Consider the following 26,669-nt stretch of genomic DNA (forward strand, 5'->3'; position numbering starts at 1 on the left):
TTTTAAATTGGTGGCTGAGCAATTGTGAGGTCACCAATATTTTTATCGAAATAAAACTAAACCTTCTTAATTACATTCGTTACAATTCCCCAAATCACAAAGTTATTTTCTTCTGTAATTTTTATAATAGGATAATCAGGGTTTTCAGGTTGTAACCAAACCTCTTTGTTATCTACACGCAAACGTTTCACGGTAAATTCCCCATCTAAAAAGCAAACCGCGATTTTATTATTCGTAGGAGGAATACTTCGATCAATTACCAACAAATCATTATCGTCTAAACCAGCACCAATCATAGATTGTCCACTTACACGAGCAAAAAAAGTAGCTTCTTTATTTCTGATGAGTTCCTCATCTAATGAAATTCTAGATTCTTTAAAATCATCCGCAGGAGAAGGAAATCCAGCAGAAATTCCTGTGTCTATATAAATAGCCCCGTTACTATCGATGTCTTTCGGACTAAAAAATGTTAGTGTTATACTCATCTTATGTTAACTTTTACTTTTCAAAGTGCACTATTTTGTTACACCTATAAAGTTAAGAATTAAGAGAAATTAATTTTTAATTCTTTTATCTTTCCGCTTTCAACTATCATTTTACCACAATAATATCATTAATATTTGTAGTGTACTTTGGTGTTAAGCGTTCTTGACGCATTTTCCAAGTGCGTTCTAAATCTTGATTTGCTAATTTAACACGATTTGACTTATATTTTTGATTCATCTGATCAATAACATCCATTAAAGGTTTATGCTTAGGATCTTGCTTGCTAAATAAATCGAGTTGAAAATTGTCTTCAGGTACCAATCCTGTTACAATTACACCAGCTCTTTTATATTTAATTCCCGATTTAAAAATAGTTTTTACTGCTTCAACAGCACATTTGCTAATAATCAGAGAAGAATTTGTAGGATGCGGTAAAATTACCGTTTTGCTCACTCTATGTTGTTCCACATCTTTTTTATGTCGATCGCTGCGTAGTAATACGATAATCATATGACAACTGTGTTTTTGTTTTCTCAGCTTTTCAGCACAGTTTACGGCGAAAGTAGCTATCCGTTCTTTAATATTTTCAATGTCATCATATGTGTATTCAAAACTTCGTGTGGTCGCTATGGCTTTTTTGTTCCGTTCTTCGTCTAACTCAATGGTGGGCTTTCCCAATAAATCCTGTTGTAGTTTCCAAACGGTGATGGAGTATTTCTTACGAACTAATTCGCTATTCATTTGTGTAAAGTCGTACGCTTTTACACAACCTGTCGCTTTTAATTTTTGTTGCAAACCACGACCAATACCCCAAACTTTTTCAATGGGTGTCCATTTGAGTGCTTTTATGCGTTTTTCTTCAGAATCAATTACATAAACACCTTGAGTTTCTTTTAAAAACTTACGGGCAATTTTGTTGGCTACTTTGCTTAGTCCTTTAGTAGGAGCAATACCTACACAAGTTGGAATGCCTGTCCATTGTAGTATTCTTGTTCTCATTTGAGTGCCATAATCACGAAAGTCAAACTGATCGAAACCTTTAAATTGTAAAAAAGCTTCATCAATAGAGTACACTTCAACATCAGGTGTAAACTGACCTAAAATTTTCATGACTCTATCGCTCATGTCACCGTACAAAGGATAGTTGGAAGAAATGACTTTAATACCATGATGTTTGCAATAACTTTCCCACTTAAAAATAGGAGCACCCATAGGTAAACCAGTAGCCTTAGCTTCATCACTCCTGGAAATCACACAACCATCATTATTACTTAAGATAGCTATAGGTTTGTATTGTAAGTTCGGATTAAACACCCGCTCACAAGAAGCATAAAAGTTATTACAATCAACTAAAGCAAACATTGTACAAAAATACAAAACATTTGTTAGTTAATTGTAATGGACTCTATGTAGAGTGTAGAGAAAAGGCAGTCTGTTAATTTAAAACCAATTTCGTAATGAACAGTTTTATATATGCGTTTTCTGAAAAAAATACAGTAAATATAGTATCAACTACAGACTATGATTGTCAGAACCATGCTATAAAACGAATTACAGCTATTACAAAAATTATAATTCCTATAATTGCTTTTAATACTTTCCAAGTATTAGATTGTACATTAATTTCTTTTCCTTTGCCGTCTTCTCTTTCAAATGAACAATTTGGACAGTGTTTTCTATAATCGTAGAATTTATCTCCACAATTTTTACAAGTAATTATTCCCATTATTTACTTTTTCTTTATGTGTTGTATTGTTTGTAAGGTTATTATACTTCTGTTACAACGGAATATTATTTTTTGCTCTGTAAATAGAATCGTTAATCATTTTACTAAAGGTGTATTTTACATCTCTTAGAAACTCTTCTCCACTTCCATAAGCTCCTGTGGGGAATAAAATATAAACATCTGGATCTTCCTTATCTTCATCTAAAAAGAAAATGCTGTACTGTCCATCTAGCCTATCAAATACAAAAAAAGGTCTCTCTACTGTATACCCCGTATATTCTAAATCTTCATCACAATCTTCACGAATTTCTTCGAAATCTTCACTAACAACTACTACATCTAAACCATTACTTTTTCCCGCTATTGACAAATATTCAATAAAAGATAAAGGGAATTCTATTCCTCCAGAATTTTCAGCTAAATTTTTGATTTCTTCTTGTGACATAGGAAGGCTTTTAGACCATTTTTTTTCCTATTGGATTAGGACTATCTTTTAGTTGTTGCATGTATTTTAATTCCATTATTTACATATAATTATAATGGAATATTATTCAATTTTCTGTAAATAGCATCATTTATCATTTTACTGAATGTATATTTTACATCTCTTAGTAAAGGTTCGTGCTCTTCATAAGCTCCTGAAGGATATAATATATATATATCAGGATCTTCTTTGTCTTCATCTAAAAAGAAAATACTATAAATACCATCAAGCATATCAAATACAAAAAAGGGTCTTTCTAGAGTGTACCCCGTATATTCCAAAGACTCTTCACAATCTTCTCTTAATTGCTCAAATTCGTCATGCTCCCATACCATTCCAGTTGCTTCATTTTTACCACCAATCAGTAAATACTCTTCAAAAGCCAGAGGGAAATTATTTCCTTCATTAAATTGACTTCTTATGCTTGATATAGTTTCTAGATTTAACCCTTCAAGAGGAAGTCTACTACTCAAACTTGGATTGTCTCTTAACTGCTGCATGTACTTTAGTTCCATTATTTATTCTTTTTATTTTTCCTATAAATCTTCTCAAATTTCTTTTTTATTGGTTTTAATTCTGGGTAGTTCCTCATTAATGAAGTCATTCCAGACACATCTTCATCTGTTTTCACTATGAACTTTACTTTTTTACCTATTGATTTCATATACTCTTCTAACATCACAAACTCACGGGAACAGCTAGAACAGGTAGCAAAAATATTCTTAGTTTCAATTACAAATTCATCGGCTTTATTGATATGGTTTCTTAAAAAATTATAGATGAATTTAATTTCGCTGTCAAACTTTCTAGGGCGTCCACCAAAATCAAAGACGCCTGTAACAAATTTAGTAAACCCATCATAGTCTTCAAATATATCAATTGTATTTTCAGGTAGTTTTGGAGGATTTCCAAATCGTTCAAAAATATCTTTTCTACTACCTGAAAATGAGAATTCACCCACTTCATCAAAAGGTTTTCCATTGTCTAAAAACTTAATATTAAATTCAGCTTGGTTATGCCCTTTAACCAATCCAGGGAAATCATCTAATCGTTTGGTAAACACATCTACCAATTCAACTTCTGTAATCTTTACCAATGATTTTGCTCTCCACAATCGAGTAGTTTCTGCTACACTAAATAAAAATTTAGGTCTGAATTTCACATATTCTTTTAGAGAAGCTCCAAGTTCTACACCATTTACTTTTTCAATTTCTCTAAATAGTCTTCTTTTATCTTGTACCGTAAATGGAAATGGAGAGTTTTTACTATTAGCTATAGCTTCATCTAATTTTCTAGCTAATTCTTTTCGTTGTTCTAATAACTCTTTAGCACTTTTTTGTAAACCATCTCGTATAGCTGCTGTGATCTCACCAGCTAAAGCTAACATTTCCAGATAAAATAGATATTTAGAAATACTTTTACCAAGCTTAGTGTCATTAGTACCTGTAAGTTTTAATAGTGCATTTACAGTACCAGAACTGACCTCTATAATTCCAACAGTAGCTTTTACTGCCCCAATTACTTTTGTAGCTTGCGCAGTTCTGTAAAAAAGAGTTTTACTTCCTTTCAACAAGTTAAAAATTCGTCCAGCTTTTATGATATTTCCGAATCCAGATACTGTAGTAATAATATCTATTCCATACTCTAAACTTGTCATTATATTCTGCCAAAACGCAGTTTCTTGATTGGCAAACAGTACAAAAGCAGGTAATTTAGTAACAAAAATATTCTGATCGTCATTATCCTTTAATAAAAACTTTGGGTTTTCACTGTTTTGTATCAGTATAGGTGAAAAAGGATGATAATGATATGTATATATATCGTATGCTTCTTTTTTAGGAACTTCAATCAGAAGTAATGGTTTTTCAAAATCACCAATATTAAACGTTTCTGTTTCTTCTTTTGTATCTGTTTTTGTTTTTACGCTAATGGTAATGTCAGGTTCTACCCCTTCCCATACAATACTAGCATTATCGGTATAAAAACCTAGAGTTTTGTTAGAACGATAATCCAATAACACAGGACTTTTTTCTGTGATTTTAATTTTTTCATTTTGTTGAGGGTCAATAACACTGTAAGAACTATGTTTCCAAATGTTCCAAATAAAATTGATGTAGGCTCTAAACTGTTGTCCATCTAAACCTGTAATCAATTTATACAATAGTAAGGTATTGTCTACTTTTCTAGTGATTAAATTGGCAATAAATTCATTGTTACTTTTAATATTTGCTTGGGTTACTTCTTCAAATCTTTCGGTACCATGTATTAAAAATGCGCTACGTCTGTGAATTTTTCTATGATAGAGAATACGTAAAACTTTTAAGATTAAGTCTTCTTCATTAATGCTTAGGTTGTTGCGTACGTATCCTTTGGCAAGTTTATGTAGCAAAACCCATAACGATTCAATACGATCAAAAGCAAAATACATCGGTTGTGGCAAATGATAAATAATGCACACTTTTTGTTTATTATTTCCTGAGGCATTTAAAGGTTCAACCACATAGGAGGTCAACGTATTTAAAAAACGATTACGCCATGACGATCTATAATCGTTATACTCATTATAAAACCAAAATATAGTATTGTTTAAAATACTTAATACCGAGGTGATGTCTTTTAAAAGAATACTAAAGCCTATAAAAGATCCATCTTGTTCAGCAACACGGATATTACGTATTTCGGCGCTGTTCTCTTTATAATAATATGATAAACGATATGTATATGCGCCTAAACCTGTTCTACTCAGTATAGGAAACCGATGTACAGGTCCTTTTTTATCATAAGATGTAATTTGGATGTTCTCAGCCACTGAAGCTCCATATACATTTTGGTATGTATATGATAAAGAAGGATATTGTTTTAGATAAGAGAAAGTTTGTGGACTATAGGATATATAGTTTTTGGTATTACTAATAGTTACCGCTTCTACAGAAGCAACTAGCTGGTACTCTTTGTTGATATAAAATTGATAACCTCCATTATAAATTTCATCAGGAATGAAGAGTTCTACTAAGGGTGAAGAAAAACTGGCACCAGAAAATACACGCTCGTCTTTTTGATAGGAAATGAGTTTATAATAAATGTCCTCATCACTAAAGCGATGTATAATATACCCAACATTATCAGCATCCATATAAATAGTTTGAGGTATGCTTACTTCATCATACGTATTTTGAAACGTAGTAAATTCCTTAAATTCTTCCGTAAATGTGGCTTGTTGAGTAATTTTTAAGATGTTAACTTCTTGGTTTTGTCTACTATCAAAATCCGGAATTTTTAGATAATCTAGTAAATCATCTGTAGTGATAATAACGTCACTCATTTTCTTTTTCTTTTTTTGGTTAATTAATAAGCATACACAAATTAAGTAGTAGACAAAAAATGCCTAATTATCTATATAATTTTAAAATGTAGGTTTATATTCACGCAATACCATTTCATATAAAATGGCATGTAAATGTACATATTTCTTTTCAGTTTTTAATTCAGAAAGTAAAAAGATATGCGTTAAACTTTTCCTTATTTTTGTTTTATGTCGAAAAAATTAAAAATTGACGGAATTGATAAAATTATTATCAAACGACTAGTTAAAGATGCTAGAACCCCCATATTGAGTATTGCGAGAGAAGTTGGAATTTCAGGGGCAGCTATTCACCAGCGTTTACGTAAGTTAGACGATTCTAATCTGATTGATGGCTATAAAATGGTGTTAAATCCAGAAGCTTTAGGGTATACTACAACAGCTTTTGTAGGGATTTTCCTAGAATCTGCAAGTTTGTATTCCTCGGCTATTAAACGCTTAAAAGAGATTCCTGAGGTAGTAGAAAGTCATTACACTACAGGGAACTATGCGGTTTTTATAAAAATCATGTGTAAAAACAACCAAGACTTAATGCACTTGTTAAATAAAGATATCCAAAGCATAAAAGGCGTGTCAAGAACAGAAACATTTATATCTTTGGATCAACAAATAGATAGACAAATTAAAATTTAATCCTCTTTTTCTATGAACGATTTTATTCTGTACTTCAAGATGGGTTTATTCCATGTACTTGATATTAAAGCTTATGATCATATTCTATTTCTTATTGTTTTAGCAGTAGTATACCAATTTAAACAATGGAAAAAAGTATTGTGGTTAGTAACATTATTTACTGTAGGGCATTCTATTACTTTAGCGCTGTCTGCATATAACGTGATTAATGTAAGAGCAGACTTAGTAGAGTTTTTAATCCCATTAACCATTTTTATTACAGGGTTATTAAATGTAATTACAGCTAGAAAAGCCTCAGTAGGGAAAGAAAATCAGAACTTATTTTTTGCATTCTTCTTTGGTTTAGTACACGGATTAGGGTTTTCCAACTACTTTAAAGCGATGATAGGTAGAAATGCAGAGAAACTTTTCCCATTGCTAGAATTTGCTTTAGGCGTTGAAGCTGCTCAAGTTATTATTGTAGGTTTAATACTAATAGTAGGTGCATTAGTACAATCTATTTTCGGAGTGAACCGTAGAGATTGGATTTTAGTAGCCTCGTCTATAGTGATTGGTTTTGCCGTACAAATGATGATAGACAGAGTTTTTTGGTAAAATATTAACTTCCATTTACACAATTTTCTAACTATTTTAGCTAATCTATGGCGCTAACAACAAAAGAATTAAAATATGCACGTGCCTATTTAAAAATGGCACAGGAATGGGCGAAATTATCATATTGCCAACGAAAAAAAGTAGGATCCCTAATTGTAAAAGACAGAAAAATTATATCAGACGGATACAATGGAACACCAACAGGTTTTGAAAACATCTGCGAGGATGAGGAAGGACGTACAAAGTGGAATGTATTACATGCTGAAGCAAATGCTATTTTAAAAGTAGCAGGTTCTACGCAATCGTGTAAAGGAGCAACCTTATATGTAACCTTATCTCCTTGTAGAGAATGTAGTAAATTAATCCACCAATCGGGTATAGTAAGAGTAGTGTATTCTAATGAGTATAAAGATAAAAGTGGATTAGAATTTTTAGAAAAAGCAGGTGTAGAATTGATTTATTTACCTGATGAACAAGAATAATTTACCCATATATTTCGCTATAGCTGTTGCGTTTGGTGTGATCATTGGCTATTTTTTCAATGGTAGATCTGCTACTTTGAGTAAAGTATCCGCTAATGAACAAAAGGTAAAACGTCTGATCAACTATATCCAAAAAGATTATGTAGATGAGGTAGATACCGATGCGTTATTAGATGGAGCAATCACACAAATGTTAGCTAAGCTAGATCCACATTCTGTATATATTCCAAAAGAAAATTTACAAGCAGTTACTGAGAGTATGCAAGGGAATTTTGTAGGAATTGGAGTGCAATTTCGAATGATTGGAGATTCTATTACAGTAATTCATCCTATAAAAGGAGGCCCAAGTATAAAAAAGGGGATTTTAGCAGGAGACCGAATCCTTATGGCAAATACGGATACTTTGTATGGTAAGAATTTAAAAAATGGTCAAATTTTAAGAACTTTAAAAGGTAAGCCTAATACGGAAATAGATCTTCAAGTATACAGAAAAACTAATGATAGCTTATTTAATGTTACCATAAATAGAGGTAAGGTGAACATAAAAAGTGTTGATATAGCTTATATGTTAAATGAAACAGTAGGGTATATTAAGTTAGATCGATTTGCACAGAATACATACAAAGAGTTTAAAGCGTCTTTAGATGAATTGTTATCAGAAGGAATGACAGATTTAGTATTAGATCTTCGTGGAAATGGAGGAGGATTTATTCATATTGCAAATAGAATAGCAGACGAATTTTTAGAAGATGAAAAGTTAATTGTTTTTACGAAGAATAATGGAGGAGAAATTATAGAATCTTTTGCTACAGAAGAAGGAGATTTCGAGAATGGAGGTTTATATGTTTTAATTGATGAAAACTCTGCTTCAGCTTCGGAAATTGTAGCAGGAGCTTTACAAGATAATGATAAAGGAACCATTATAGGAAGACGATCTTTTGGAAAAGGATTGGTGCAAGAAGAAATGGATTTGGGTGATGGTTCAGCAGTACGTTTAACTACAGCACGTTATTACACACCTACAGGAAGATCTATTCAAAAGCCATATAAAGCTAAAGGGCAATCTTTAGCAGGAGAACTTGAAGGAGGCGAAAGATTTGAATTACAATATGATGATGAAGTTGAAAGTCGATATAGGAATGGAGAGTTATTCAATAAAGACAGTATAAAAACAGTAGATAGTTTACAATACAAAACACCAAAAGGAAAAATAGTATACGGAGGAGGTGGTATTGTACCTGATGTTTTTGTATCGATAGATACTACAGCATATTTACCAGCTATTTATTTTACACCATTAAATTCATTTGCTTTTGAATATGTAGATAACAATAGAAAAGAATTATCTAAACTTTCATTTGATGAGTTTGTAAAGGATTTTGATCAGAATAATAAGATTTCAAATCGCTTTTTTGATAAGATCAAAGATTTTAATGTATCAGCAAGATCTAAAAAACGGTTAAAGAAGTTTTTAAAGATTAGTATTGCCAGGGAATTATTTAATGATGAAGGCTGGTATAAGCTCAATCATCTGGATGATAAAATGATTCAACAAGTATTACAACTAGAAAAAAAATAATAGAACTCGCCATTTGGCGAGTTTTTTTATAAAAAATAAACACGTAGATGTAACCTTATAAAAAAATGCTGGTATTAATAATAGAAGCTAATCAAAACTAATCAAAACGTTGAAAAATTTAACAGATGAAGAAATAATGCAAGCAGTTGCTGATGGGCAGTTAAAAAAACTATCGATATTGTTTGATAGGTATCATGTTAGAATCTATAATTTCTTTAATAAAATGGTTCAAAACAAAATGGTTAGTGAAGATTTAACTCAAGAGGTTTTTATTAAGGTATTAAAATATAGAGCTTCTTATAACAATGGAAATTTCACCTCTTGGTTGTACACTATAGCTAGGAATATTTTTTCAAGCTATTATCAAAAACAAAAAAAAGAGAGAGCAAATGTAATTGAAGATGATGTATTGCATTCTGGAGAAAAATTATATACAGAAACTAATGATGAGGCGTTAGAACATTTACAAAATTCACTATTGAAACTAAATACAACAGATAGAGAATTGATAGTAATGCATAAGCTTCAAGAAATTAAATATGAACAAATAGCAGAAATTATCGGAAGTTCTGAGAATGCTGTTAAGGTTAAGGCGCATAGAGCTTTAAAAAAATTAAAAGAAATTTATTTTCAATCGTCGAAAACAATAGGTAATACAATTAATGAATGATGGAGTGTAGAGAAATAAAAGATAGATTAATGGCATATGCAATGGATGAAATATCAGAAGAAGAAAAACAACAGATTGATCATCATATTGAATCGTGTAAAGGATGTGTTCAGGAGTTAGAAGAAACAATAGCCTTTTTAAATGTCCTGAATACTGTAAAAGAAGAACAACCAAGTACGCAATTAAAAGAGAATTTTGAAGCTTTATTAGAAGACGAAATAAATAAGGAAGAAAGACCAGTGCTACGATTAAGTTTTACTAGAGAGTGGACAACCTTTGTAAAAGTAGCAGCAAGTATTCTAGTTGTTTTGGGGTCATTTTTCTTAGGAAAAGTTTCCAATACAAATGCCTCAAACCAGCAACAGCAACAAAAAATTTTACTAGCATTATTAGAAAATCAGTCAGCAAGTAAAAGAATTTTAGCCATTTCTAAAACGAACAGCTATTCTATAAAAGATACAAGAATAATAGATGCTTTAATTAATAAAATGTTTGTAGATAAAAATGTCAATGTTCGCTTAGCAGCAGCAGAAGCATTAGCAAAATTTTCATCATTGGAAAAAGTAAGAGACGCTTTATTAAAAGCATTAGAAATAGAAAATGAACCGTCAATTCAAATAGAGTTGATTCAGATTTTAGCAGAGATTCAGGAGAAAAGAGCGCTCACTCCAATGCAAAAACTGTTAGATAACGAAGAAACTCCAAACTATGTCAAACAAGAATTAGCATATAGTATGCCTAATTTAATTTAAATAAAATTATGAGAACAATATTAGTAATAGCATTATCATTTATAGCGCTTACCATACATGCGCAATCAAAAAAATTCACTTATAGTTTACAGGGAATTACCACAGTAAAAATAGATACTGATACAAAAATTAAAATAGAATCGAATACCTCTAAGGAGTTATCAATTTCTGAATTTTCAAATCATCATGATGATGAATATTGTGGAAGTTGTGGACATGATCAAGATGAGCATAGTCATTCCAAAAAGCTAGAAGACAAAACCAAAGGATTAACAGCAATATATCCTGGAGGAAAAGATGATACCAATGGTTTTGGTTTGGCTATAGATAAAGAAGGAAAAACATTAATCGTTACAGATCTAAAATCACATATGCAACGTCATGGTTTATCTATCTCATTACCAAAAAGTATGAATATTGTAGTAGACACTGGAAATTTAGGAGCATTAGAAATAGCTGGTTTTACTTCAGAAGTTGAAGCAAAAACAAATACAGGAACCATTGTAATGAAAGATGTAACTGGTCCTATAACAGCTCATTCTAATACAGGAAATATTACTATTGAGTTTTCTAAAGTAAGCCAAGCCTCTCCAATAACAGTTTCTACTAGTGTTAGTGAAATAGATGTTACCTTACCAGAAAGTACTAAAGCAAATCTTAAACTGAATACTAGAGGAACCGTGTATACAAATTTTGATATTGAAATGCCTAAAAAGGATAATCTAAAAGCTGTAAGAGGGAGTCAAAATATTGTAAGTACTCTAAATAATGGAGGTGTACAAATCAAATTAAAATCTTCACTAGGGAATATCTACCTAAGAAGGAAATAAGCTAGTAATATGATTAGTTACTAAAAATTTGTCTTTACGAACGAAATGAAATGAAGTAATCTCTTTATTTTTAGATAGAAATAACATTAAAATAATAGACTACTTCGTACTTCGCAAAGACATTTTCTACAAAGTTCTTAATCATAATTTGCACAAAATACTTTAACCGTTAAAACTATTTAAAAATGAAAAAAATATTCTTTTTCATAGGGCTACTATTGTCTTATGCGAACCTAACTGGACAAAAAAAAGTTGTAGATTCTCACACTGCTGTAGGAATACAGAAAGTAAATGTACATGTGAAATTCGCGAAAAGCATTACCATAAAAAATTGGAATAAGAACGAAATTGAAGTGATTGCTACTGTGAATTTAAATAAGAACAAAGACAATGACTATTTTTCATTACAAAGTTCTGAATCAGATAATATTTATTTTGTTAAATCCGATTATGGTGATTTTTTCGAAAAGTATAAACAGAGTATTGATAAAACGAATGAAAATAGTACATATGATAGTATGGATGATTGTAAAAGAGATAACAAAATTCATGTCGATTATATAATTTATGTACCTAAAAAGATGGATTTATCAGTTAAGAGTATTTCTGGAGATGTGGATGAGTTGAGCTATGATGGTAATCTTACATTAGATTTAATTAGTGGTAGTATTACCGTAAAAAAACATTCGGAAGATATGCATTTGAAAACTATCAGTGGAGATATAGATGTATTAGTTTCTGATGCTGAATTTAAAGCAGAAACACTTACAGGAACAGTATATTCTAATTTGGATATAGATTTTGATAAAGGCAAAAGACATTACGGAGGAAGTACAATTAAAGGAAAGATAAAGAATGGAAAAGCATCTCTATATTTAAAAACCATTAGTGGTAATATTTTCTTGAGGAAAATCTAAAATCGTATAGCATTTTAAAGTATATTCAGGATGAAAAATAAAAAAGGAGAGAAAAAAATAAAAAATTTGTCCCCTATCAATTATTGAGTAACGTCTTATAGTTGAATAACTTTAAAATTTAAAAAATATGAAAGATTTTATGATGATTTTTATTGGCCCAGATTATGGTGATTTAGGACTATCTCCTGAAGAAATTCAGGGAAGAATGGGGAAATGGTTTGCTTGGAGTCAAAAAATGGAGAAAGACGGAGTTGTAATCAAAGGAGGAAATGCCTTAACTTCTGGTATTAGAAGAATTGTAGGTGAAAATCGTACCGTTTCAGATATTAATTCTGCAGAAGTTAAAGAACTTGTTGGAGGGTATTATATTGTAGAGGCAAAAGATTTTGATGAAGTTCAAGAGATCGCTCAAGGTTTTCCAGATTACGATTTAGGAGGAACTGTTGAGATTAGAGAAGTAATGGTGTTTGATAACTAATGCAAACTAAACTTATAGACCATCTTTTCCGTCATCATAGCGGAAAGATGGTTGCTGTTTTAACTCGAATTTTCGGATTATCTAATCTTGAATTGATAGAAGATGCTATTCAAGATACTTTTATAAAAGCTTCCTTAAGTTGGAGAAATCAAATTCCAGAAAACCCTGAAGCTTGGTTGACTCGAGCAGCCAAGAACAGAGTTATTGATATTTTTAGAAAATTACAAACAGAGCAAAAGTATACCCCTAATTTCTCTAATGGATTATCATCTATAGCTATTCAAGATTTATTTTTAGAAGATGAAATTGAAGATGCACAACTTCGTATGATTTTTACGGCTTGCCATCCAAAATTAGATCCAAAAGATCGAATAGCATTTGCTTTAAAAACAGTATCAGGTTTTAGCGGAAAAGAAATTGCTTCAGCTTTACTATTAAAACCAGAAACCATTAAAAAACGATTGGTTAGAGCAAGGAAAGTCATTCAGAAGTCAAATTTAGCTTTTTCCATTCCTCAAGGTTTAGCATTACCCAAAAGAATAGAAAGTGTGTTAGAAGTGCTATATCTTATTTTTAATGAAGGTTTTCATTCCAATACAAAAGAGCAATTAGTCAGAAAAGAATTCTGTGGAGAAGCAATGCGATTGTGTAAACTATTACTAAAAAACAAACATACTTCTATTGGTGCTGCATACGCATTGTTTGCCTTAATGTGTTTTCATTCTTCGAGATTAGATGCTAAAGTAACTACCGATAATGAAGTGCTAGATTTAAAAAATCAAGATCGTTCTAAGTGGCACTTTCCACTCATTCAATTGGGGAATGTTATGATGAATAAAGCAGTGGAACTAGATGATTTTTCATGTTATCATTATGAAGCGGCAATTATCGCTGAACATTTAAAAGCAGCACATTTTGAAGATACTAACTGGAAGCAAATTTTGTATTGGTATCAATGTTTATATGAATTACAACCAACTCCCTCGCATGTCTTAACTATGGCAGTAGTATGCTTACAACTTAAAAATTATGTAAAAGCTAGTTTTTATTTTGATAAAATACATCCAGAAGCGTTAGAACAACGTTCATATTTGTACTATAGTGCAAAATCTGACTACTATTATGCAACAGGCAATATGAATAAAGCTATAGAGGCTATGAATCTAGCTTTAGAAAAAGTGACCAATCAATTAGAACAAGAGTATTTAAAACGAAAAAAAGAGAAGTTGATTATCTAGATTTTAAATCAAAAAATAGAATGCAGCTTTCAAGTTGAGAAGATTTGATTTTTTACTACTTTTCCACTTCGTAATTTCCATTAGCCCATTGTACAGTAGGAGCTATCCATTCTTGTAAAGGTTTAAATAAAAAACCGTGCTTCATTCCTGTATGTAATTCAATCTCTTTAAAATTAAGGATTTCACAGGTAGATTTTTGTTTTCTTTCTAAAGCAGAAACTCCATAAGGATCTGACTGTTCATAAATAGTAAGGATATTACCGCAATAATTGATTTCGGGAATATTTTGGATATCACTATTTTGAAAACAAGCAATAAAAACAAAATTCAATTTAGGATTATTAGCTATAGTCGATACATATTGAGCTATATATCCACCTTTAGAGGTACCTATTACTGTAATTTTTTCAGGTTTAACTCCTTTAGCAATTAAGCTGTCAATTTGTTGTACAACATTAGTTGCGTATTCACGAGCATTAACATTTCCATTTCTTTTTTCACTAATCACTTTCAATCCATTCCTTTCAAATTCAGATAAAATCTCTTTGTACGCTACCCTTCCATATTGAGGATGTATATCGTTCAATTCATGTGCTTCTAAGAATCGATTATGTAAAAAGAAAACAATTGGTTTTTGATCTTGCTGGAATAGCTTAATCGTATAATCTAGTAGTTCTATTCCTCCATTTTTTCCATGTCCTGAAATCACAATTTCTAAGTCTGGGTACTCTTTCTTTATTTTTGCTACACTAGAAGACCATTCTGAAGTATTTGCATCTGCTAAATTTCCTTTTGAGGCGTTTACGTTTTTTAGTAAACATCCACCAAATAATGCCTTTTCAGAAGGAACATAACCCACGATATTGTCTTTCGTATGACCTTCACCAAAATATTTAGCATAGACTGTTTCACTACCAATTTTAAAGGTTGTTTGTGTATCAAAAGCATGTTGTGGAAGTATTTTTTTATTCTTCTCTTTGGCTAACTGAATCGTTTGATTGGTAGCATAAGATGGTATTCCTTTAGCATGAAATTTTGTTAAACCTCCTAAGCAATCTATGTGAAAGTGAGTTACAACAATTGCTTTAATGTGCTTTTCACCAATCCAATTAATTAGCTCTTCTGATGCTTTGTCGTTTACCGGAGTATCAAATACTATAGCTTCATTTTTATTAATATATACCATTCCATTACAAGGAACAATACCCAAACTTCTAGTTTTTAAATACGAAGTATGTTGGAAACTGTGATCTCCCACTTGTTCAATTTTTAATACTTCAGATGTGTAATTCTCATATACTCGTTGAGGTTGTTTACAAGTACTAAAAATTAAGAAAATACTTAAAATTTGAAATACATATTTCATTTTTGTAGGTTAACTATCATTTTACAACAAAAACTGCTCTAAAACATCTGCAATCTTTCTATTATCTGAAAGCTGTGGTATTTTATTTTGTCCGCCGAATTTACCTATCGATTTCATATATTCATGAAATCCTCCTTTTTTTACTTTTCTAATGATTAAAGAGCGCAATATTTTTCCATCAATTAAATCTTGATAATAAATGTTTTGTGCTTGCATGGAAGTGTCAATTTTAGCCGCCATTTCCTCAAGGTTACCAGGTTCATTTTCAAATTCAATAAACCATTCATGATAAGGTAGTCCACTTTCTGGATTTACTTGTGGAGCTACAGTAAATTCACTAACATTAATATCAGTTCCAATAATAGCATCATTTAATGCCTTTTCTACTTCTTTTCCAATAACATGTTCACCAAAAGCAGAGATAAAATGTTTAATTCGACCTGTAACTTTTATACGATAAGGATCGAGAGAGGTAAATTCAACAGTATCTCCAATATTATACCCCCAAAGTCCAGCAGTTGTATTTAAAATAATCACATAATTTACGCCTAGTTGTACAGCTTTCAGCGAAATTCTAGTCGGATTTTCATCAAAGAATTCTGTAGCAGGAATAAATTCATAAAAAATACCAGAATCTAGTTGTAAAAGCATTCCTTTTTCTTGCTGAGAATCTTGAAAAGCGATAAAACCTTCTGATGCTGGATATAACTCTATATAATCGATTTTCTTTCCAATTAAAGCTTCAAATTTATTCTTATAAGGTTCAAAATTAATACCTCCATAAATGAAGAAATTAAAGTTAGGAAAGAGTTCAGAAATAGATTTTCCAGTTTTATCAATAAGTTTTTCAAAATACATCTGTACCCAAGATGGAATTCCACTAATTACCGTCATGTTTTCAGGTAAAGTTTCCTCAACAACTTTGTCTACTTTAGTGTCCCAATCTTCAATGCAATTCGTCTCCCAACTCGGTAATCTGTTTTTTAACAGGTAGCTAGGTACATAATGTGCTACAATTCCACTTAATCGCCCAAGTTTAACTCCATTTTTATCTTCTAAAACAGGACTGCCTTGTAAAAAAATCATTTTACCATTTACAAAAGAAGCATCTTTGGTTTCATTAATATAAAACAACAGTGCATTCCTAGCTGATTTAATATGTGTTGGCATAGATTCCTTAGTAATAGGAATATATTTTGCACCTGAAGTAGTACCAGAAGTTTTAGCAAAGTAAATAGGTTTTCCTTTCCACAAAATATTTTCTTCACCAGCAACTATTCTATCTACATAAGGTCGTAGTCCCTCATAGTCGTTGACCGGGACACGCTTTTTAAAATCTTCATATGAATTTATAGATACAAAATCGTGGTCTTTACCGAAAGTAGTTTTACAGCCTTCAGTAACTAAATATTGAAATACCTTTTCTTGAGTTTCTATAGGTTTTTTGGCCCACTTATTAACTTTTTTTACAGCTCGTTTTGCAAAAGGAAGGGCTAAAAAAGATTTTAAAGACATAAATTTTGTTTAGTTTGAAGTTCGAAGCTGGAAGTTACTTCCCTCTTCTAACTATTATTGAAAATCGATATAATTAGTTGGGTTTATAGGATAACCGTTATTCCACAATTCAAAATGAAGATGAGGTCCCGTAGTAAGTTCACCAGTAGAGCCTACACTAGCAATTACTTCTCCAGACTTTACAAAATCTCCTTGTTGTTTTAGTAATTCACCATTGTGTTTGTAAACAGATATAAAGTCGTTACTGTGCTGTACTGTGATAATATATCCTGTATCTGCAGTCCATTCAGATAGAATCACTGTTCCATCAGCAATAGCTTTAACAGGAGTTCCTGTTTTAGCTACAATATCCATGGCAAAATGTTTATTTGCAGCATTAAAAGTTTGGGTAATATTTCCTGTAACAGGAGCAAAAAATACAATTTTAGCTTTATTGGCAATACCAGCAGATAAAGCATAACGATCTTTACTTTCTATTTCTTCTCTAAATTTTAAATCTTGTTCTGAAGCAGATAGTTTTTTATAATCGATAACAGTATTGTTGGCTTCACTTCGTATAGAATCTATAGCATCCGGTTTAACTTCACCTGTTAATACAGGGCGAATTGCTTTTGTAAATTGCTCTAAAACCATAAGCTTGGTTTTTAAAGAATCTACTTCGTAGGTCATTCTAGTAGCTTTCTTTTTTAATGCTGTAGAAGAGTAACCAGGTATATATTCTTTTAATGAAGTAAATGCAATTAAAAAAACAGTTAAGGTTATCAGTAGTATCGAGAAAATACCGCCAAATACAAAAACATTTAATCTAGAAAGTTTTAATGAAAAACGCTCTTGAAACGTGTCTTCATTTAAAACTACTAATCGGTATTTATCCGTTAGTTTTTGTTTTAACTTACTTGGTTTTTTCTTGTTTTTAGCCACGTAGTATAGAGTTTGGAATGTTCAAATATACAACGAAAAAAAAGGACAACTATTTTCTATAAAAATTCATTTCATCTACATATTTCCATACGGCATCTGTAAGTAGTGGTCTACTATTTTTTTTATCTTTAATAGCATTCCGGATCATAGTAGAAGAAATTTCAATAATCGGTGCAGCTACCTTGTGTATTTTAGGATGATTACCGAATTGTGTCTCTACTTTTCCTTCAGATATTCTAGGATATACATAGATGTTATGATGCTCTAAAATAGTTTCATAATTTTTCCATTTATGTAAACTTTTTAGATTGTCTTCACCCATAATTAAACTAAATTGATGGGTAGGAAATTTCTCAGAAATATGTGCTAACGTATGTACAGTATAATTAGGTTGAGGTAATTTAAATTCAATGTCAGAAGGTGAAATTTTATCATAATCTTCTGTAGCTCTATACACCATCTCTAATCTATGATGATTGTCGAGCAGAGTGCTCTTTTTTTTAAAAGGATTATGAGGAGTAACTACCATCCAAATTTCATCCAGATCAGAATTTTCAACCATATGGTTGGCAATAATTAGGTGTCCGATATGAATAGGATTAAAAGTACCGAAGTATAAACCAACGTTTTTATGCATTTGTTTTTATATAAAAAAGGGTAAAGATAATATAAAGCTTAAAAAGTAGATAGGTTAAATAACCGTTAAAAACTTGATGATTTTATTTGTTTTTTTGATTTCACAGACCATTAGTAAAACCAAAAAACGTTAAAAACATGAAACAAGAATTATTTAAAAAAGGTTTAAGAGAAAACGTAACTGTATTACAAAAAGAAACATTATCTAAGATTAAAGGAGGAGTTGATAGCGAAACAATAACAGTAGCTAATGCTGAACACAAGAATCGATGGCCTAAAGCATAAGAGTTGAAGTGATTAGCTATGGATCAAAGATATAGCTAATCACTTTAGTTTTTTATTCCAATCCTATAAAGTTACCAACTAACTCTTCGGCTTCTTTAAGCGCAACATCCAACTCATAATTTTTAATGATAGTATCAAATTGGGGTGCAGTAGCTAATTCTACAGAAGCTTTTGCAATGCGCATATTTATCTTATCCTCGCTTTCTGTTTTTCTCTTTTTTAATCGAATTTTTAACTCGTCAACACTAGGAGGTTTTACAAACACAGCTAATGTTTCTTGAGGAAATTTCTTTTTAATACGTAAACCACCAGCAACATCAATATCAAAAATTACGTGTTTTCCCTGTGCCCAAATACGTTCTACTTCAGTTTTTAATGTCCCGTAGAAATTATCTCTATATACTTCCTCCCACTCTAAAAAATCGTCATTTTTAATTTTTTGAATGAATTCATCTCTTGAGATAAAATAATAATCAACCCCATCTTTTTCCTCCCCTCTAGGTGCTCTAGAAGTGGCAGAAATAGAAAACTCTAAACCAAATTGTTCTTGAGCTAATAAATGACGAACAATGGTTGTTTTACCAGAGCCCGAAGGTGCAGAGAATACAAATAACTTTCCCTTAAAATCTTTCGACATTATTACAGTACGTTTAAAATTTGTTCTTTAATTTTTTCTAGTTCGTCTTTCATTTGAATGACAACTTTCTGAAGGGGGGCATAATTAGCTTTAGATCCTGTGGTATTTATTTCACGTCCAATCTCTTGAACAATAAATCCTAATTTTTTTCCATTAGAATCTTTGGTATCTAAAGTTTGTAAAAAATAATCTAAATGATTGGCTAAACGAACTTTTTCTTCATTAATATCTAGCTTCTCTAAGTAGTAAATCAATTCTTGTTCGAATCTGTTTTCATCTACTTCTACTTTTAATTCATCTAGCGCTTTGCCTAAACGCTGTTTCACGTTTTCAATACGCTCACCATCCATACCATGTACTTGTTCTAAACAAGCTTTAATGTTGGTAATACGTTGTTTAAAGTCTGCTTCTAGTGAAGCTGCTTCATCTGTTCTATATTGAACAATTTCAGTAATGGCTATACCGATATGATTATCAATCTCATTCCATTCATTTTCATCTAACTCTTCACGTTCAGTTTTTAAAGCATCTGGCATACGTACCGCCATTCCTAGGAGTTCAACATCATCAGATGCTCCAGTAGGAATCACTTCTCTAAGTTGATGTATATATTCAGCAACCACGCCTTTATTAATAGAAGATGAAGTTTCGTCAGCAGTAATTTCAACGTAAATAGAAAAATCTACCTTACCTCTTACAAGTGCAGCCGCTAGTTTTTTACGAATGCTTAACTCTTTTTCCTTGTAGTATGAAGGAATACGAGTGTTAATGTCTAAGTTTTTACTATTTAAAGATTTAACCTCAATAGTAACTTTCTTGGTAGGTAATTGTAGTACGGATTTACCGTATCCTGTCATTGATTGAATCATACTTTCTATTTAATAGGGGCGTAAAGATACGTTATTTGCTGTTACTAGCCTGTGGACTTTGTTTGGAAACCAGATATACACCAACAAATATTAAAATGCTGGCTAAAACTTTTACAGTGTTTAAGTGATCACTTCCCACCAATAATGCATAAATACTTGCGACTACGGGTTGTAAATAAATAAAAACACTAACTGTAGTAGGTTTTAATTTTGACAATGCAAAAAGGTTGAATAAATACGTGATACATGAGGCAAAAATAACCACAAACCCAATTCTTAAGTACCCGGACACAGGAATGGTTTGCCATTGAATTTCAGAGAACTCGGTATAACCAAATGGTAAAACAAATAGGAAACCAAATAAGTATAACCATCTAATAAAAGTGATGGGATTGTACTTAGCGACCACTTTTTTAACAATAACTAAATACATTCCGTAAGATGCGGCATTAATAAATACTAGTAAATTACCCAGCATCATGTTTTTTGCGTTTGCTCCTGATTTTCCTCCATACGCTATAAGTACAACAGCGCCAATTAAACCAATAATGACACCTAATATTTTAACTAACGTAGGTCTTTCTTTCGTTAAAATACTAGAAAAAATGAGTACTAAAATAGGAGAGGTTACCATCATTACTGAAGCACTAATTGGGGTAGTGTAGTTTAAGCCTTTAAAAAAAGTAAGCATGTTTAAAGCAATACCAAAAAAGGCAGATAAGGCAATAATTTTATAATCTCCTTTTTCAATAGTATCATTTTTGATAAACAAACTAAGGAACCAAAAAATCAGCATAGCCGCAAAAACACGTAAAAAAATAAAACCAAAAGGCTTTACATAATGTGGCATAACCTCTTTAGCTATAGTAAATGTTAGGCCATAAATAATAGTAACAATAGAAACGGCTAAAAGTGCTTTAATTCTAGTATTCATTTGCTAAAAAATTAAGACGCAAAGTTCTTACTATTTTTCTATTCAATAGCGTTTTTGTTTGAATATTAACTAGAAGACGATTTTAACAAAAAGATTAAAATTTTATGAAATAGAAAAGTTATAGTATATTGATGATTTAGTAGGCATGGGATAAAAATTTCTAATTCTTTTGTTTAAAAAAAATTATTAAATTTATTGTCTATATTTATAGTAGCTAGATTTTACCTCGCCTTCTAGCTATATAATTTAATATTTCAATTAAATTAATTCTTTCTTAATGAATTCATATTTCGAAAAAGCTAAGCTTGATAAGGCAGGTATTGATAGTGACAATAAAAAACAACAAGCTATCCAATTAAAGGACAATAGAGAAGTAACTTCTAAGTATAAGGATACACAAAGTATGATAGATAGAAGTTCTAGGGTACTACAAAAAAAAGAAAAAGCAGAAGCTATATCCAATGTGCCGATACAGCGTATGGAGAATAAAACAGGATTACCAGATCAATTAAAATCAGGTATTGAAAGTTTGTCAGGAATGGATATGAGTGATACACGCGTACATTATAACTCTTCAGTACCAGCACAACTACAAGCACATGCTTTTGCACAAGGAAATAACATTCACATAGCTCCAGGACAAGAACAACATTTACCACATGAAGCTTGGCATGTTGTCCAACAAAAACAAGGGCGTGTAAAAGAAACAACACAGTTAAAAGGTAAAGTAGCTATTAATGATGATGAAGGTTTGGAAAGAGAAGCAGATGTTATGGGAGCAAAAGCTATGGAAGGAGGAACAGGTGAAGTTACGTCTTTAAAAAGTGTATCAGCTAGTGGTCCAGTACAACGCTATATAACTGATAATGGGTGGGAAATTTCTCAGAATTATGCTTTTGCATTAGACGGTAAAGAACTCTTTGCTAAAAAAGCGCAAATAAAAAACTCAGATAGGATGTTAAAACTTTCTGGTTCAAAGGGATCGTTAATTCATTTGGAAGCGGGTAGAGAACATACATTTCCAAACAATGATGTTAAGATGTATAAGGTTGAACCAGAATTAGACACTTCTGTTTTAGATCGTCAAGATGAGTATGGTAAGCATCAACATTTAAAGTTTCAAAATAGACCAGATCGAGAAATGAAACTTTGGAGAGACTGTGAGAAAGCATCAGAAGCAGTAACAGGCACTCAGGTAAATGAAAATAGAAGAACAAAAATACATGGGGTATTAGATGAAAATGGGAATAAAGTTGAGAAAGGATTAATGTACGGACCTGAGGATACTGCACACGCTTTAACAGCTCAGATATATATGTTTAATTTAGGGCCTTTTCTTGATACAAAAAAAGATCAAGATTATAATACTTATGTAGATTTATCATCATCAGAAGCAAACCAAGAATTAAATTTGGATCCATCTTATTATAACATTCAAGGATCAAAAGCTACTTTCACAGATATGACTCAAGATCCTCTTAAGGCAATATTAATATATAATAAATTATTACCTGAAGCTAAAGAAGAGTTCGATAGATTTGCACAAATTAATGATTATGCGTCGCCAGAAATAGGAGATTCTTATGTGATTAGTACAGATAATAACTTACCAGATTTTGATAAAGGGCCTAACGATAAAGCTTGGATGTTTCATTGGGGAGGTGCCATTTTTAAAGATGGTACAGATATAGCTACACTGGAGAGCATGTCTACTGGTAAGCCTGAAGATATAGATAATAAGTGGTACTTTGCGATAAACGGAACAAAAGATGACAATGGAAATATTAATGGAGCAAGTTTTCATCAAATTCATTTAGCTCAGGGAACCCATGGAAATAAAGCCACAACTATCGCTGTATCTAATAGACATACACCTAAAGCTGCGCGTGATTTTATAAAGAATGACAGTATCGATCTCCCAGGTTTAGAGGAGCGTCTTGTTCAAATGGAACAAAATAGAGAGAGTTTTGATGCTGGAAAAGATGCATGGGATGCATCATATGTCGTTAAATTAAATAGCGTTCAGAGTTTTATAGATGGAGATAATTCAGTAGGATTACAAGATTTCCATAAGTACGTTTTTCAAGATATTAAAGACGAGCTAGAAGCGCTAAAAGCAAGAAGAGATGCATTGGAGCATCCTGTGGCTGCACAACAGCAAGGAGGAGGTTTACCAGCATTACCTCAACAAGTAGGAGGTTTACCACAACCAGCTCAAAATGCTGCGCAGGAGCAAGAGGATTTAAATGCTGCGGCAGCTGCATTGATAGAAGCTGCAAGGATAGCCCATCAAAATGAAAATGATAATTCAGGAGATCATGTAGATGCAGCTCAAGATCAACAAAACATAGGCCAGCAAGATGTAGGTCAACAGGGCCCCGTTCAGATAGAATCCCATGATTTTGAAGATTACGATAGTATTCTTGATTTCTAATAGTTACAATTAATATGTATAGGGTGAGATTGCTAACGCTGATTATTATTTCTAACTTATAGCTACAAGTATTTGGAATCCTTTCTCAGAACTTAAATTAAAAGTTATATGATATCATTAATACTATATTTCAATGTGTTTCTAATAGGTTAACTATTCAGAAATAAATTAATATGTGTATTTTTAGCTTAAGTCTTAGCTTAGAAGTTTTCTAAGAATGTTTTTCATTTACAAAATAAATCTATAGTAATGAGTTCTTATACCCCGAAGTTTGAGCAGAAAAAATTATCTGCAAATGACCAAAGTAAAAATAACCAAGCATTCCAATTAAAGAATAATAGAGAAACATCTTTAAAGTATAATGATTCTCAGAATACTGTTGATACGAGTGCTAAGGTAATACAACAGAAAGAAAAAACTGAAACGATTACAAATGCTCCTGTTCAACGTGTTGAAAATAAAACGGGCTTACCAGATCAATTAAAATCTGGTATAGAAAGTTTATCTGGTATGGATATGAGTGATACGCGTGTACATTATAATTCTTCTGCACCAGCACAATTACAAGCGCATGCTTTTGCACAGGGAAATAATATTCATGTTGCACCGGGTCAAGAACAGCATTTACCTCACGAGGCTTGGCATGTAGTACAACAAAAACAAGAGCGTGTAAAAGCTACAAAACAACTTAAAGGCAAAACAGCTATTAATGATGATGCAGGATTAGAGAGAGAAGCAGATGTTATGGGGACTAAGGCAATGCAGGTTGGGACTTCTGAAAAAATAAGTACTGTACAGAAAAAAAGTATAAGTTCTTCATCACAACCGATCCAACGATACGCAGCTAAAAAAGACCAACGAAGTAATCATATTTATAATGTATCTCAGAATAATAGTTTCGTTGTTGGGATAGAATATCCCAATCATGAACTTTATATAAGAGATACTAGTATTTTAGCTTCACTTAATGAGAGAGTTAAAAAGGGGCTTTTAAAATTTGTAGCTAGTGAAGAAGCTACTTCTTTTAATTTCGGAGACAATGATGTTGATTATTATCGTGTAGCTCCTGAATTTAGCTTGGAAAATAAGATGGTACCTATAAATGAAGTTGAAAAACAAAGTGTCCAAAGGTTATATCCTAATTTAGCTGAGCAACAAGATCAAGACGATGATACTATTAAAGATAAAGTATATAGAGGTATCAAGCAAGATCACATTGATGGTATTAGATTACCAGAAGATAGTAATAGTGGGGATGCTGCAGTTTTAGAGAAATATACAACAAATGTAGACGATGCGAATAATATGTACAAACTTCGCTTATTGGTTGAAACGATAAGAAAGGCTATGGTACAAATGGATTATAAAGAAGATGGTGATGTATCTGAATTGAAAGGAAAATTTGTAACTGCTCATCTAAGAATTATGGAATATTTAGATGAAGAAAAGGTAAATGATTATCTAGAACGCTATAATCTGCATAAGTTTGGTAATGCGTCTTATAAAGGTACTGGGATGAAACAAAAGGCAATAAATGAATATATGGCTAGGAAACCTCAAGTGAATAAAACAGATGTTTTATCGGTATTTAATGAATTTAAAAATAGTATACCAGAAGATTCGGATCTTTTACTAATGGAAATGGTACAAACAAAAGCAAATGAAATTACACAATTATTAACGTCATTACCTAATTTAGGATCGAAAAGACAAGTAAAAGTGGGACATTTCAATAGTCAGTTAGAATCTATCAGGCAACAAGAGGCAATGTTGGTAAGAGGTTGTGATTATACAGCTGCAAGTATAATGGGTAAACTACAGGAAGATGATATTGAAGATACTTTTACAATGCTTTTTCAATTAACAAATCTTTCAACAGGGCATCAGCATTACTCCACTAAGTTAATCGCTGATAGTACCGACTTTGTTACTATGGAAGGGTTTGCTGGAGGATATCAGAATTTTGATAATACGTGGGAGTTTTTCCTTCACGGAGGAGATGAAACAGAAGTAGATTCTTTCCAAAAATATACAGAGAGTAGATATGATTTTTTCCCTGATACAAAAATCGAACTTGATGCAATACATGGTGATAATCCAGATAATTTTAGAATAACGACGAAAAAGAAATTAGAATTAGATAATGTAGATAGGAATACTGCGGCATTTACTAATGTTTTAAGAAAAGGAGGTGGGGGTAAAGCTCATAAATTTTATACAAGATCTCAACAAGAAAGAGATGCATATGACGTAGTAAAACTAGAATTATATAATACAGGATATCATAAATTAACAGATGAAATGCCCGAAATAGATGATAGTATTCCGCAAGTTGGATACGGAGCATTAGAACAACAATCTGCATTGAATTTACTACAGTCTGTAGATAGGGGCAAGGCAATATTGTCTCAAACGTATAAACAAGAACTAAATATATTAATAAATACAAAAATAAGTTTTTACGCAGCCTATTTAGATATATTTGAACAATCTAAAGATTACCTAAAAGATTCTATTGATGCAGGTTCAATAACTTTTGATCAAAAAGTAAACGATTTAATATCAGCATGTGATACAAAGATTACAAATAATTCTGGTAAATTATTTTCTTATACTACGGCGACTTCTAAAAAGAGAGAGTTACAAGGGTTACAAAGAAAAGTATTAGAGCTAAGACAGTACAAGTTAAATCATTATCATATAATTGATAATGTTGTTTTGTAACTTTAAAGGTTTGAATAAACGTAATATAATTCAGTGTCTAATTGTGTAGATTCTAAAAAATAGGTATAAGCTAGTTTTTCATAATAATTGAATAATTTTCTTACGTGATATGAATGGG

At 31.6% G+C, this 26,669-nt stretch carries 25 protein-coding genes and 1 pseudogene; 13 read left to right on the forward strand and 13 right to left on the reverse strand.

Annotation, left to right across the window (positions count from 1 at the left end; all coding sequences use genetic code 11):
* Positions 1–56: 56 nt before the first annotated feature.
* The 6 genes from BVC87_RS13590 to BVC87_RS13615 form a co-directional block, all read right to left on the reverse strand.
* Complete coding sequence (locus BVC87_RS13590; protein ID WP_075342940.1) at positions 57–485, reverse strand: LexA family protein; 429 nt, start codon at positions 483–485, stop codon at positions 57–59.
* Positions 486–591: 106 nt separating this feature from the next.
* On the reverse strand, positions 592–1,848 hold the full coding sequence (locus tag BVC87_RS13595; RefSeq protein WP_075342941.1) for a Y-family DNA polymerase: 1,257 nt from the start codon (positions 1,846–1,848) through the stop codon (positions 592–594).
* Positions 1,849–2,014: 166 nt separating this feature from the next.
* Positions 2,015–2,212 carry a hypothetical protein gene (locus BVC87_RS13600; RefSeq protein ID WP_075342942.1) on the reverse strand — a complete coding sequence of 66 codons (198 nt, stop codon included), beginning with the start codon at positions 2,210–2,212 and terminating at the stop codon, positions 2,015–2,017.
* 52 nt (positions 2,213–2,264) lie between these two features.
* Entirely contained in the window at positions 2,265–2,657 is a 393-nt protein-coding gene (locus tag BVC87_RS13605) for a hypothetical protein (protein WP_075342943.1), read from the reverse strand.
* Between the two features lie 89 nt (positions 2,658–2,746).
* Positions 2,747–3,211: a hypothetical protein gene (locus tag BVC87_RS13610; protein WP_075342944.1), complete on the reverse strand. Its 465-nt coding sequence runs from the start codon at positions 3,209–3,211 to the stop codon at positions 2,747–2,749.
* Positions 3,211–6,018 carry a hypothetical protein gene (locus BVC87_RS13615; RefSeq protein WP_075342945.1) on the reverse strand — a complete coding sequence of 936 codons (2,808 nt, stop codon included), beginning with the start codon at positions 6,016–6,018 and terminating at the stop codon, positions 3,211–3,213. Before BVC87_RS13615 ends, BVC87_RS13610 begins: the two co-directional genes overlap by 1 nt.
* Positions 6,019–6,228: 210 nt before the next feature.
* Here BVC87_RS13615 and BVC87_RS13620 point away from each other — a divergent pair, with 210 nt between their 5' ends.
* The 10 genes from BVC87_RS13620 to BVC87_RS13665 all read left to right on the forward strand — a co-directional run bounded on the left by BVC87_RS13620 (position 6,229) and on the right by BVC87_RS13665 (position 14,230).
* Entirely contained in the window at positions 6,229–6,690 is a 462-nt protein-coding gene (locus BVC87_RS13620) for an Lrp/AsnC ligand binding domain-containing protein (RefSeq protein ID WP_075342946.1), read from the forward strand.
* A 12-nt stretch (positions 6,691–6,702) separates the two neighbouring features.
* A complete protein-coding gene (locus tag BVC87_RS13625; RefSeq protein WP_075342947.1) occupies positions 6,703–7,284 on the forward strand; it encodes a HupE/UreJ family protein in 582 nt (193 codons plus the stop codon).
* 47 nt (positions 7,285–7,331) lie between these two features.
* Positions 7,332–7,766, forward strand: coding sequence for a deoxycytidylate deaminase (locus tag BVC87_RS13630; RefSeq protein WP_075342948.1), 435 nt, complete (start codon positions 7,332–7,334; stop codon positions 7,764–7,766).
* Positions 7,753–9,345 carry a S41 family peptidase gene (locus tag BVC87_RS13635; RefSeq protein ID WP_075342949.1) on the forward strand — a complete coding sequence of 531 codons (1,593 nt, stop codon included), beginning with the start codon at positions 7,753–7,755 and terminating at the stop codon, positions 9,343–9,345. Before BVC87_RS13630 ends, BVC87_RS13635 begins: the two co-directional genes overlap by 14 nt.
* A 109-nt stretch (positions 9,346–9,454) precedes the next feature.
* Positions 9,455–10,015, forward strand: a complete 561-nt coding sequence (locus tag BVC87_RS13640; protein WP_075342950.1) for an RNA polymerase sigma factor — start codon at positions 9,455–9,457, stop codon at positions 10,013–10,015.
* Positions 10,012–10,767 (forward strand): HEAT repeat domain-containing protein, encoded by a 756-nt coding sequence (locus tag BVC87_RS13645; protein WP_075342951.1) that lies wholly within the window; start codon positions 10,012–10,014, stop codon positions 10,765–10,767. Before BVC87_RS13640 ends, BVC87_RS13645 begins: the two co-directional genes overlap by 4 nt.
* 8 nt (positions 10,768–10,775) lie before the next feature.
* On the forward strand, positions 10,776–11,597 hold the full coding sequence (locus BVC87_RS13650) for a DUF4097 family beta strand repeat-containing protein (protein ID WP_075342952.1): 822 nt from the start codon (positions 10,776–10,778) through the stop codon (positions 11,595–11,597).
* Positions 11,598–11,782: 185 nt separating this feature from the next.
* Positions 11,783–12,514, forward strand: a complete 732-nt coding sequence (locus tag BVC87_RS13655; protein WP_075342953.1) for a DUF4097 family beta strand repeat-containing protein — start codon at positions 11,783–11,785, stop codon at positions 12,512–12,514.
* Between the two features lie 127 nt (positions 12,515–12,641).
* Positions 12,642–12,992: a YciI family protein gene (locus BVC87_RS13660; protein ID WP_075342954.1), complete on the forward strand. Its 351-nt coding sequence runs from the start codon at positions 12,642–12,644 to the stop codon at positions 12,990–12,992.
* Positions 12,992–14,230 carry an RNA polymerase sigma factor gene (locus tag BVC87_RS13665; RefSeq protein WP_075342955.1) on the forward strand — a complete coding sequence of 413 codons (1,239 nt, stop codon included), beginning with the start codon at positions 12,992–12,994 and terminating at the stop codon, positions 14,228–14,230. Before BVC87_RS13660 ends, BVC87_RS13665 begins: the two co-directional genes overlap by 1 nt.
* 637 nt (positions 14,231–14,867) lie before the next feature.
* Here the strand turns inward: BVC87_RS13665 and bla are convergent.
* The 4 genes and pseudogenes from bla to nadD all read right to left on the reverse strand — a co-directional run.
* Positions 14,868–15,596: pseudogene (bla, locus tag BVC87_RS23795) on the reverse strand (subclass B1 metallo-beta-lactamase); the annotation flags it as partial.
* A gap of 21 nt (positions 15,597–15,617) precedes the next feature.
* Positions 15,618–17,111, reverse strand: a complete 1,494-nt coding sequence (locus tag BVC87_RS13675) for a GH3 auxin-responsive promoter family protein (RefSeq protein WP_075342957.1) — start codon at positions 17,109–17,111, stop codon at positions 15,618–15,620.
* Between the two features lie 54 nt (positions 17,112–17,165).
* Positions 17,166–18,032, reverse strand: a complete 867-nt coding sequence (locus BVC87_RS13680; protein WP_075342958.1) for a M23 family metallopeptidase — start codon at positions 18,030–18,032, stop codon at positions 17,166–17,168.
* Positions 18,033–18,081: 49 nt separating this feature from the next.
* Positions 18,082–18,669: a nicotinate (nicotinamide) nucleotide adenylyltransferase gene (gene nadD / locus BVC87_RS13685; protein ID WP_075342959.1), complete on the reverse strand. Its 588-nt coding sequence runs from the start codon at positions 18,667–18,669 to the stop codon at positions 18,082–18,084.
* Between the two features lie 137 nt (positions 18,670–18,806).
* On the opposite strand from nadD, the gene BVC87_RS23420 reads away from it, so the two are divergent.
* The gene (locus BVC87_RS23420; protein WP_159439359.1) at positions 18,807–18,953 is read left to right on the forward strand and encodes a hypothetical protein; all 147 of its coding nucleotides are present in this window, start codon (positions 18,807–18,809) and stop codon (positions 18,951–18,953) included.
* Positions 18,954–19,005: 52 nt separating this feature from the next.
* Here the strand turns inward: BVC87_RS23420 and gmk are convergent, their stop codons facing one another.
* Genes gmk through BVC87_RS13700 form a run of 3 tightly spaced genes read right to left on the reverse strand, consistent with a single transcriptional unit; the run spans position 19,006 to position 21,393 of the window.
* Entirely contained in the window at positions 19,006–19,590 is a 585-nt protein-coding gene (gene gmk / locus BVC87_RS13690) for a guanylate kinase (protein WP_075342960.1), read from the reverse strand.
* Between the two features lie 2 nt (positions 19,591–19,592).
* A complete protein-coding gene (locus BVC87_RS13695) occupies positions 19,593–20,447 on the reverse strand; it encodes a YicC family protein (protein ID WP_075342961.1) in 855 nt (284 codons plus the stop codon).
* Between the two features lie 43 nt (positions 20,448–20,490).
* Positions 20,491–21,393, reverse strand: a complete 903-nt coding sequence (locus BVC87_RS13700; RefSeq protein WP_075342962.1) for a DMT family transporter — start codon at positions 21,391–21,393, stop codon at positions 20,491–20,493.
* A 277-nt stretch (positions 21,394–21,670) separates the two neighbouring features.
* On the opposite strand from BVC87_RS13700, the gene BVC87_RS23100 reads away from it, so the two are divergent.
* Positions 21,671–23,827, forward strand: coding sequence for an eCIS core domain-containing protein (locus BVC87_RS23100; RefSeq protein ID WP_083629468.1), 2,157 nt, complete (start codon positions 21,671–21,673; stop codon positions 23,825–23,827).
* Between the two features lie 249 nt (positions 23,828–24,076).
* Positions 24,077–26,551: an eCIS core domain-containing protein gene (locus tag BVC87_RS23105; protein WP_083629470.1), complete on the forward strand. Its 2,475-nt coding sequence runs from the start codon at positions 24,077–24,079 to the stop codon at positions 26,549–26,551.
* Positions 26,552–26,669: the final 118 nt, after the last annotated feature.

This window comes from Tenacibaculum agarivorans (assembly GCF_001936575.1).
Classification (GTDB): Bacteria; Bacteroidota; Bacteroidia; order Flavobacteriales; family Flavobacteriaceae; genus Polaribacter; species Polaribacter agarivorans.

What these genes read in the sequence shown, in the direction of transcription:
- BVC87_RS13590 (WP_075342940.1), bottom strand. Translation starts at nt 485, where the DNA reads ATGAGTATAACACTAACATTTTTTAGTCCGAAAGACATCGATAGTAAC.
- BVC87_RS13595 (WP_075342941.1), bottom strand. Translation starts at nt 1,848, where the DNA reads ATGTTTGCTTTAGTTGATTGTAATAACTTTTATGCTTCTTGTGAGCGG.
- BVC87_RS13600 (WP_075342942.1), bottom strand. Translation starts at nt 2,212, where the DNA reads ATGGGAATAATTACTTGTAAAAATTGTGGAGATAAATTCTACGATTAT.
- BVC87_RS13605 (WP_075342943.1), bottom strand. Translation starts at nt 2,657, where the DNA reads ATGTCACAAGAAGAAATCAAAAATTTAGCTGAAAATTCTGGAGGAATA.
- BVC87_RS13610 (WP_075342944.1), bottom strand. Translation starts at nt 3,211, where the DNA reads ATGGAACTAAAGTACATGCAGCAGTTAAGAGACAATCCAAGTTTGAGT.
- BVC87_RS13615 (WP_075342945.1), bottom strand. Translation starts at nt 6,018, where the DNA reads ATGAGTGACGTTATTATCACTACAGATGATTTACTAGATTATCTAAAA.
- BVC87_RS13620 (WP_075342946.1), top strand. Translation starts at nt 6,229, where the DNA reads ATGTCGAAAAAATTAAAAATTGACGGAATTGATAAAATTATTATCAAA.
- BVC87_RS13625 (WP_075342947.1), top strand. Translation starts at nt 6,703, where the DNA reads ATGAACGATTTTATTCTGTACTTCAAGATGGGTTTATTCCATGTACTT.
- BVC87_RS13630 (WP_075342948.1), top strand. Translation starts at nt 7,332, where the DNA reads ATGGCGCTAACAACAAAAGAATTAAAATATGCACGTGCCTATTTAAAA.
- BVC87_RS13635 (WP_075342949.1), top strand. Translation starts at nt 7,753, where the DNA reads ATGAACAAGAATAATTTACCCATATATTTCGCTATAGCTGTTGCGTTT.
- BVC87_RS13645 (WP_075342951.1), top strand. Translation starts at nt 10,012, where the DNA reads ATGATGGAGTGTAGAGAAATAAAAGATAGATTAATGGCATATGCAATG.
- BVC87_RS13650 (WP_075342952.1), top strand. Translation starts at nt 10,776, where the DNA reads ATGAGAACAATATTAGTAATAGCATTATCATTTATAGCGCTTACCATA.
- BVC87_RS13655 (WP_075342953.1), top strand. Translation starts at nt 11,783, where the DNA reads ATGAAAAAAATATTCTTTTTCATAGGGCTACTATTGTCTTATGCGAAC.
- BVC87_RS13660 (WP_075342954.1), top strand. Translation starts at nt 12,642, where the DNA reads ATGAAAGATTTTATGATGATTTTTATTGGCCCAGATTATGGTGATTTA.
- BVC87_RS13665 (WP_075342955.1), top strand. Translation starts at nt 12,992, where the DNA reads ATGCAAACTAAACTTATAGACCATCTTTTCCGTCATCATAGCGGAAAG.
- BVC87_RS13675 (WP_075342957.1), bottom strand. Translation starts at nt 17,111, where the DNA reads ATGTCTTTAAAATCTTTTTTAGCCCTTCCTTTTGCAAAACGAGCTGTA.
- nadD (WP_075342959.1), bottom strand. Translation starts at nt 18,669, where the DNA reads ATGCATAAAAACGTTGGTTTATACTTCGGTACTTTTAATCCTATTCAT.
- BVC87_RS23420 (WP_159439359.1), top strand. Translation starts at nt 18,807, where the DNA reads ATGAAACAAGAATTATTTAAAAAAGGTTTAAGAGAAAACGTAACTGTA.
- gmk (WP_075342960.1), bottom strand. Translation starts at nt 19,590, where the DNA reads ATGTCGAAAGATTTTAAGGGAAAGTTATTTGTATTCTCTGCACCTTCG.
- BVC87_RS13695 (WP_075342961.1), bottom strand. Translation starts at nt 20,447, where the DNA reads ATGACAGGATACGGTAAATCCGTACTACAATTACCTACCAAGAAAGTT.
- BVC87_RS13700 (WP_075342962.1), bottom strand. Translation starts at nt 21,393, where the DNA reads ATGAATACTAGAATTAAAGCACTTTTAGCCGTTTCTATTGTTACTATT.
- BVC87_RS23100 (WP_083629468.1), top strand. Translation starts at nt 21,671, where the DNA reads ATGAATTCATATTTCGAAAAAGCTAAGCTTGATAAGGCAGGTATTGAT.
- BVC87_RS23105 (WP_083629470.1), top strand. Translation starts at nt 24,077, where the DNA reads ATGAGTTCTTATACCCCGAAGTTTGAGCAGAAAAAATTATCTGCAAAT.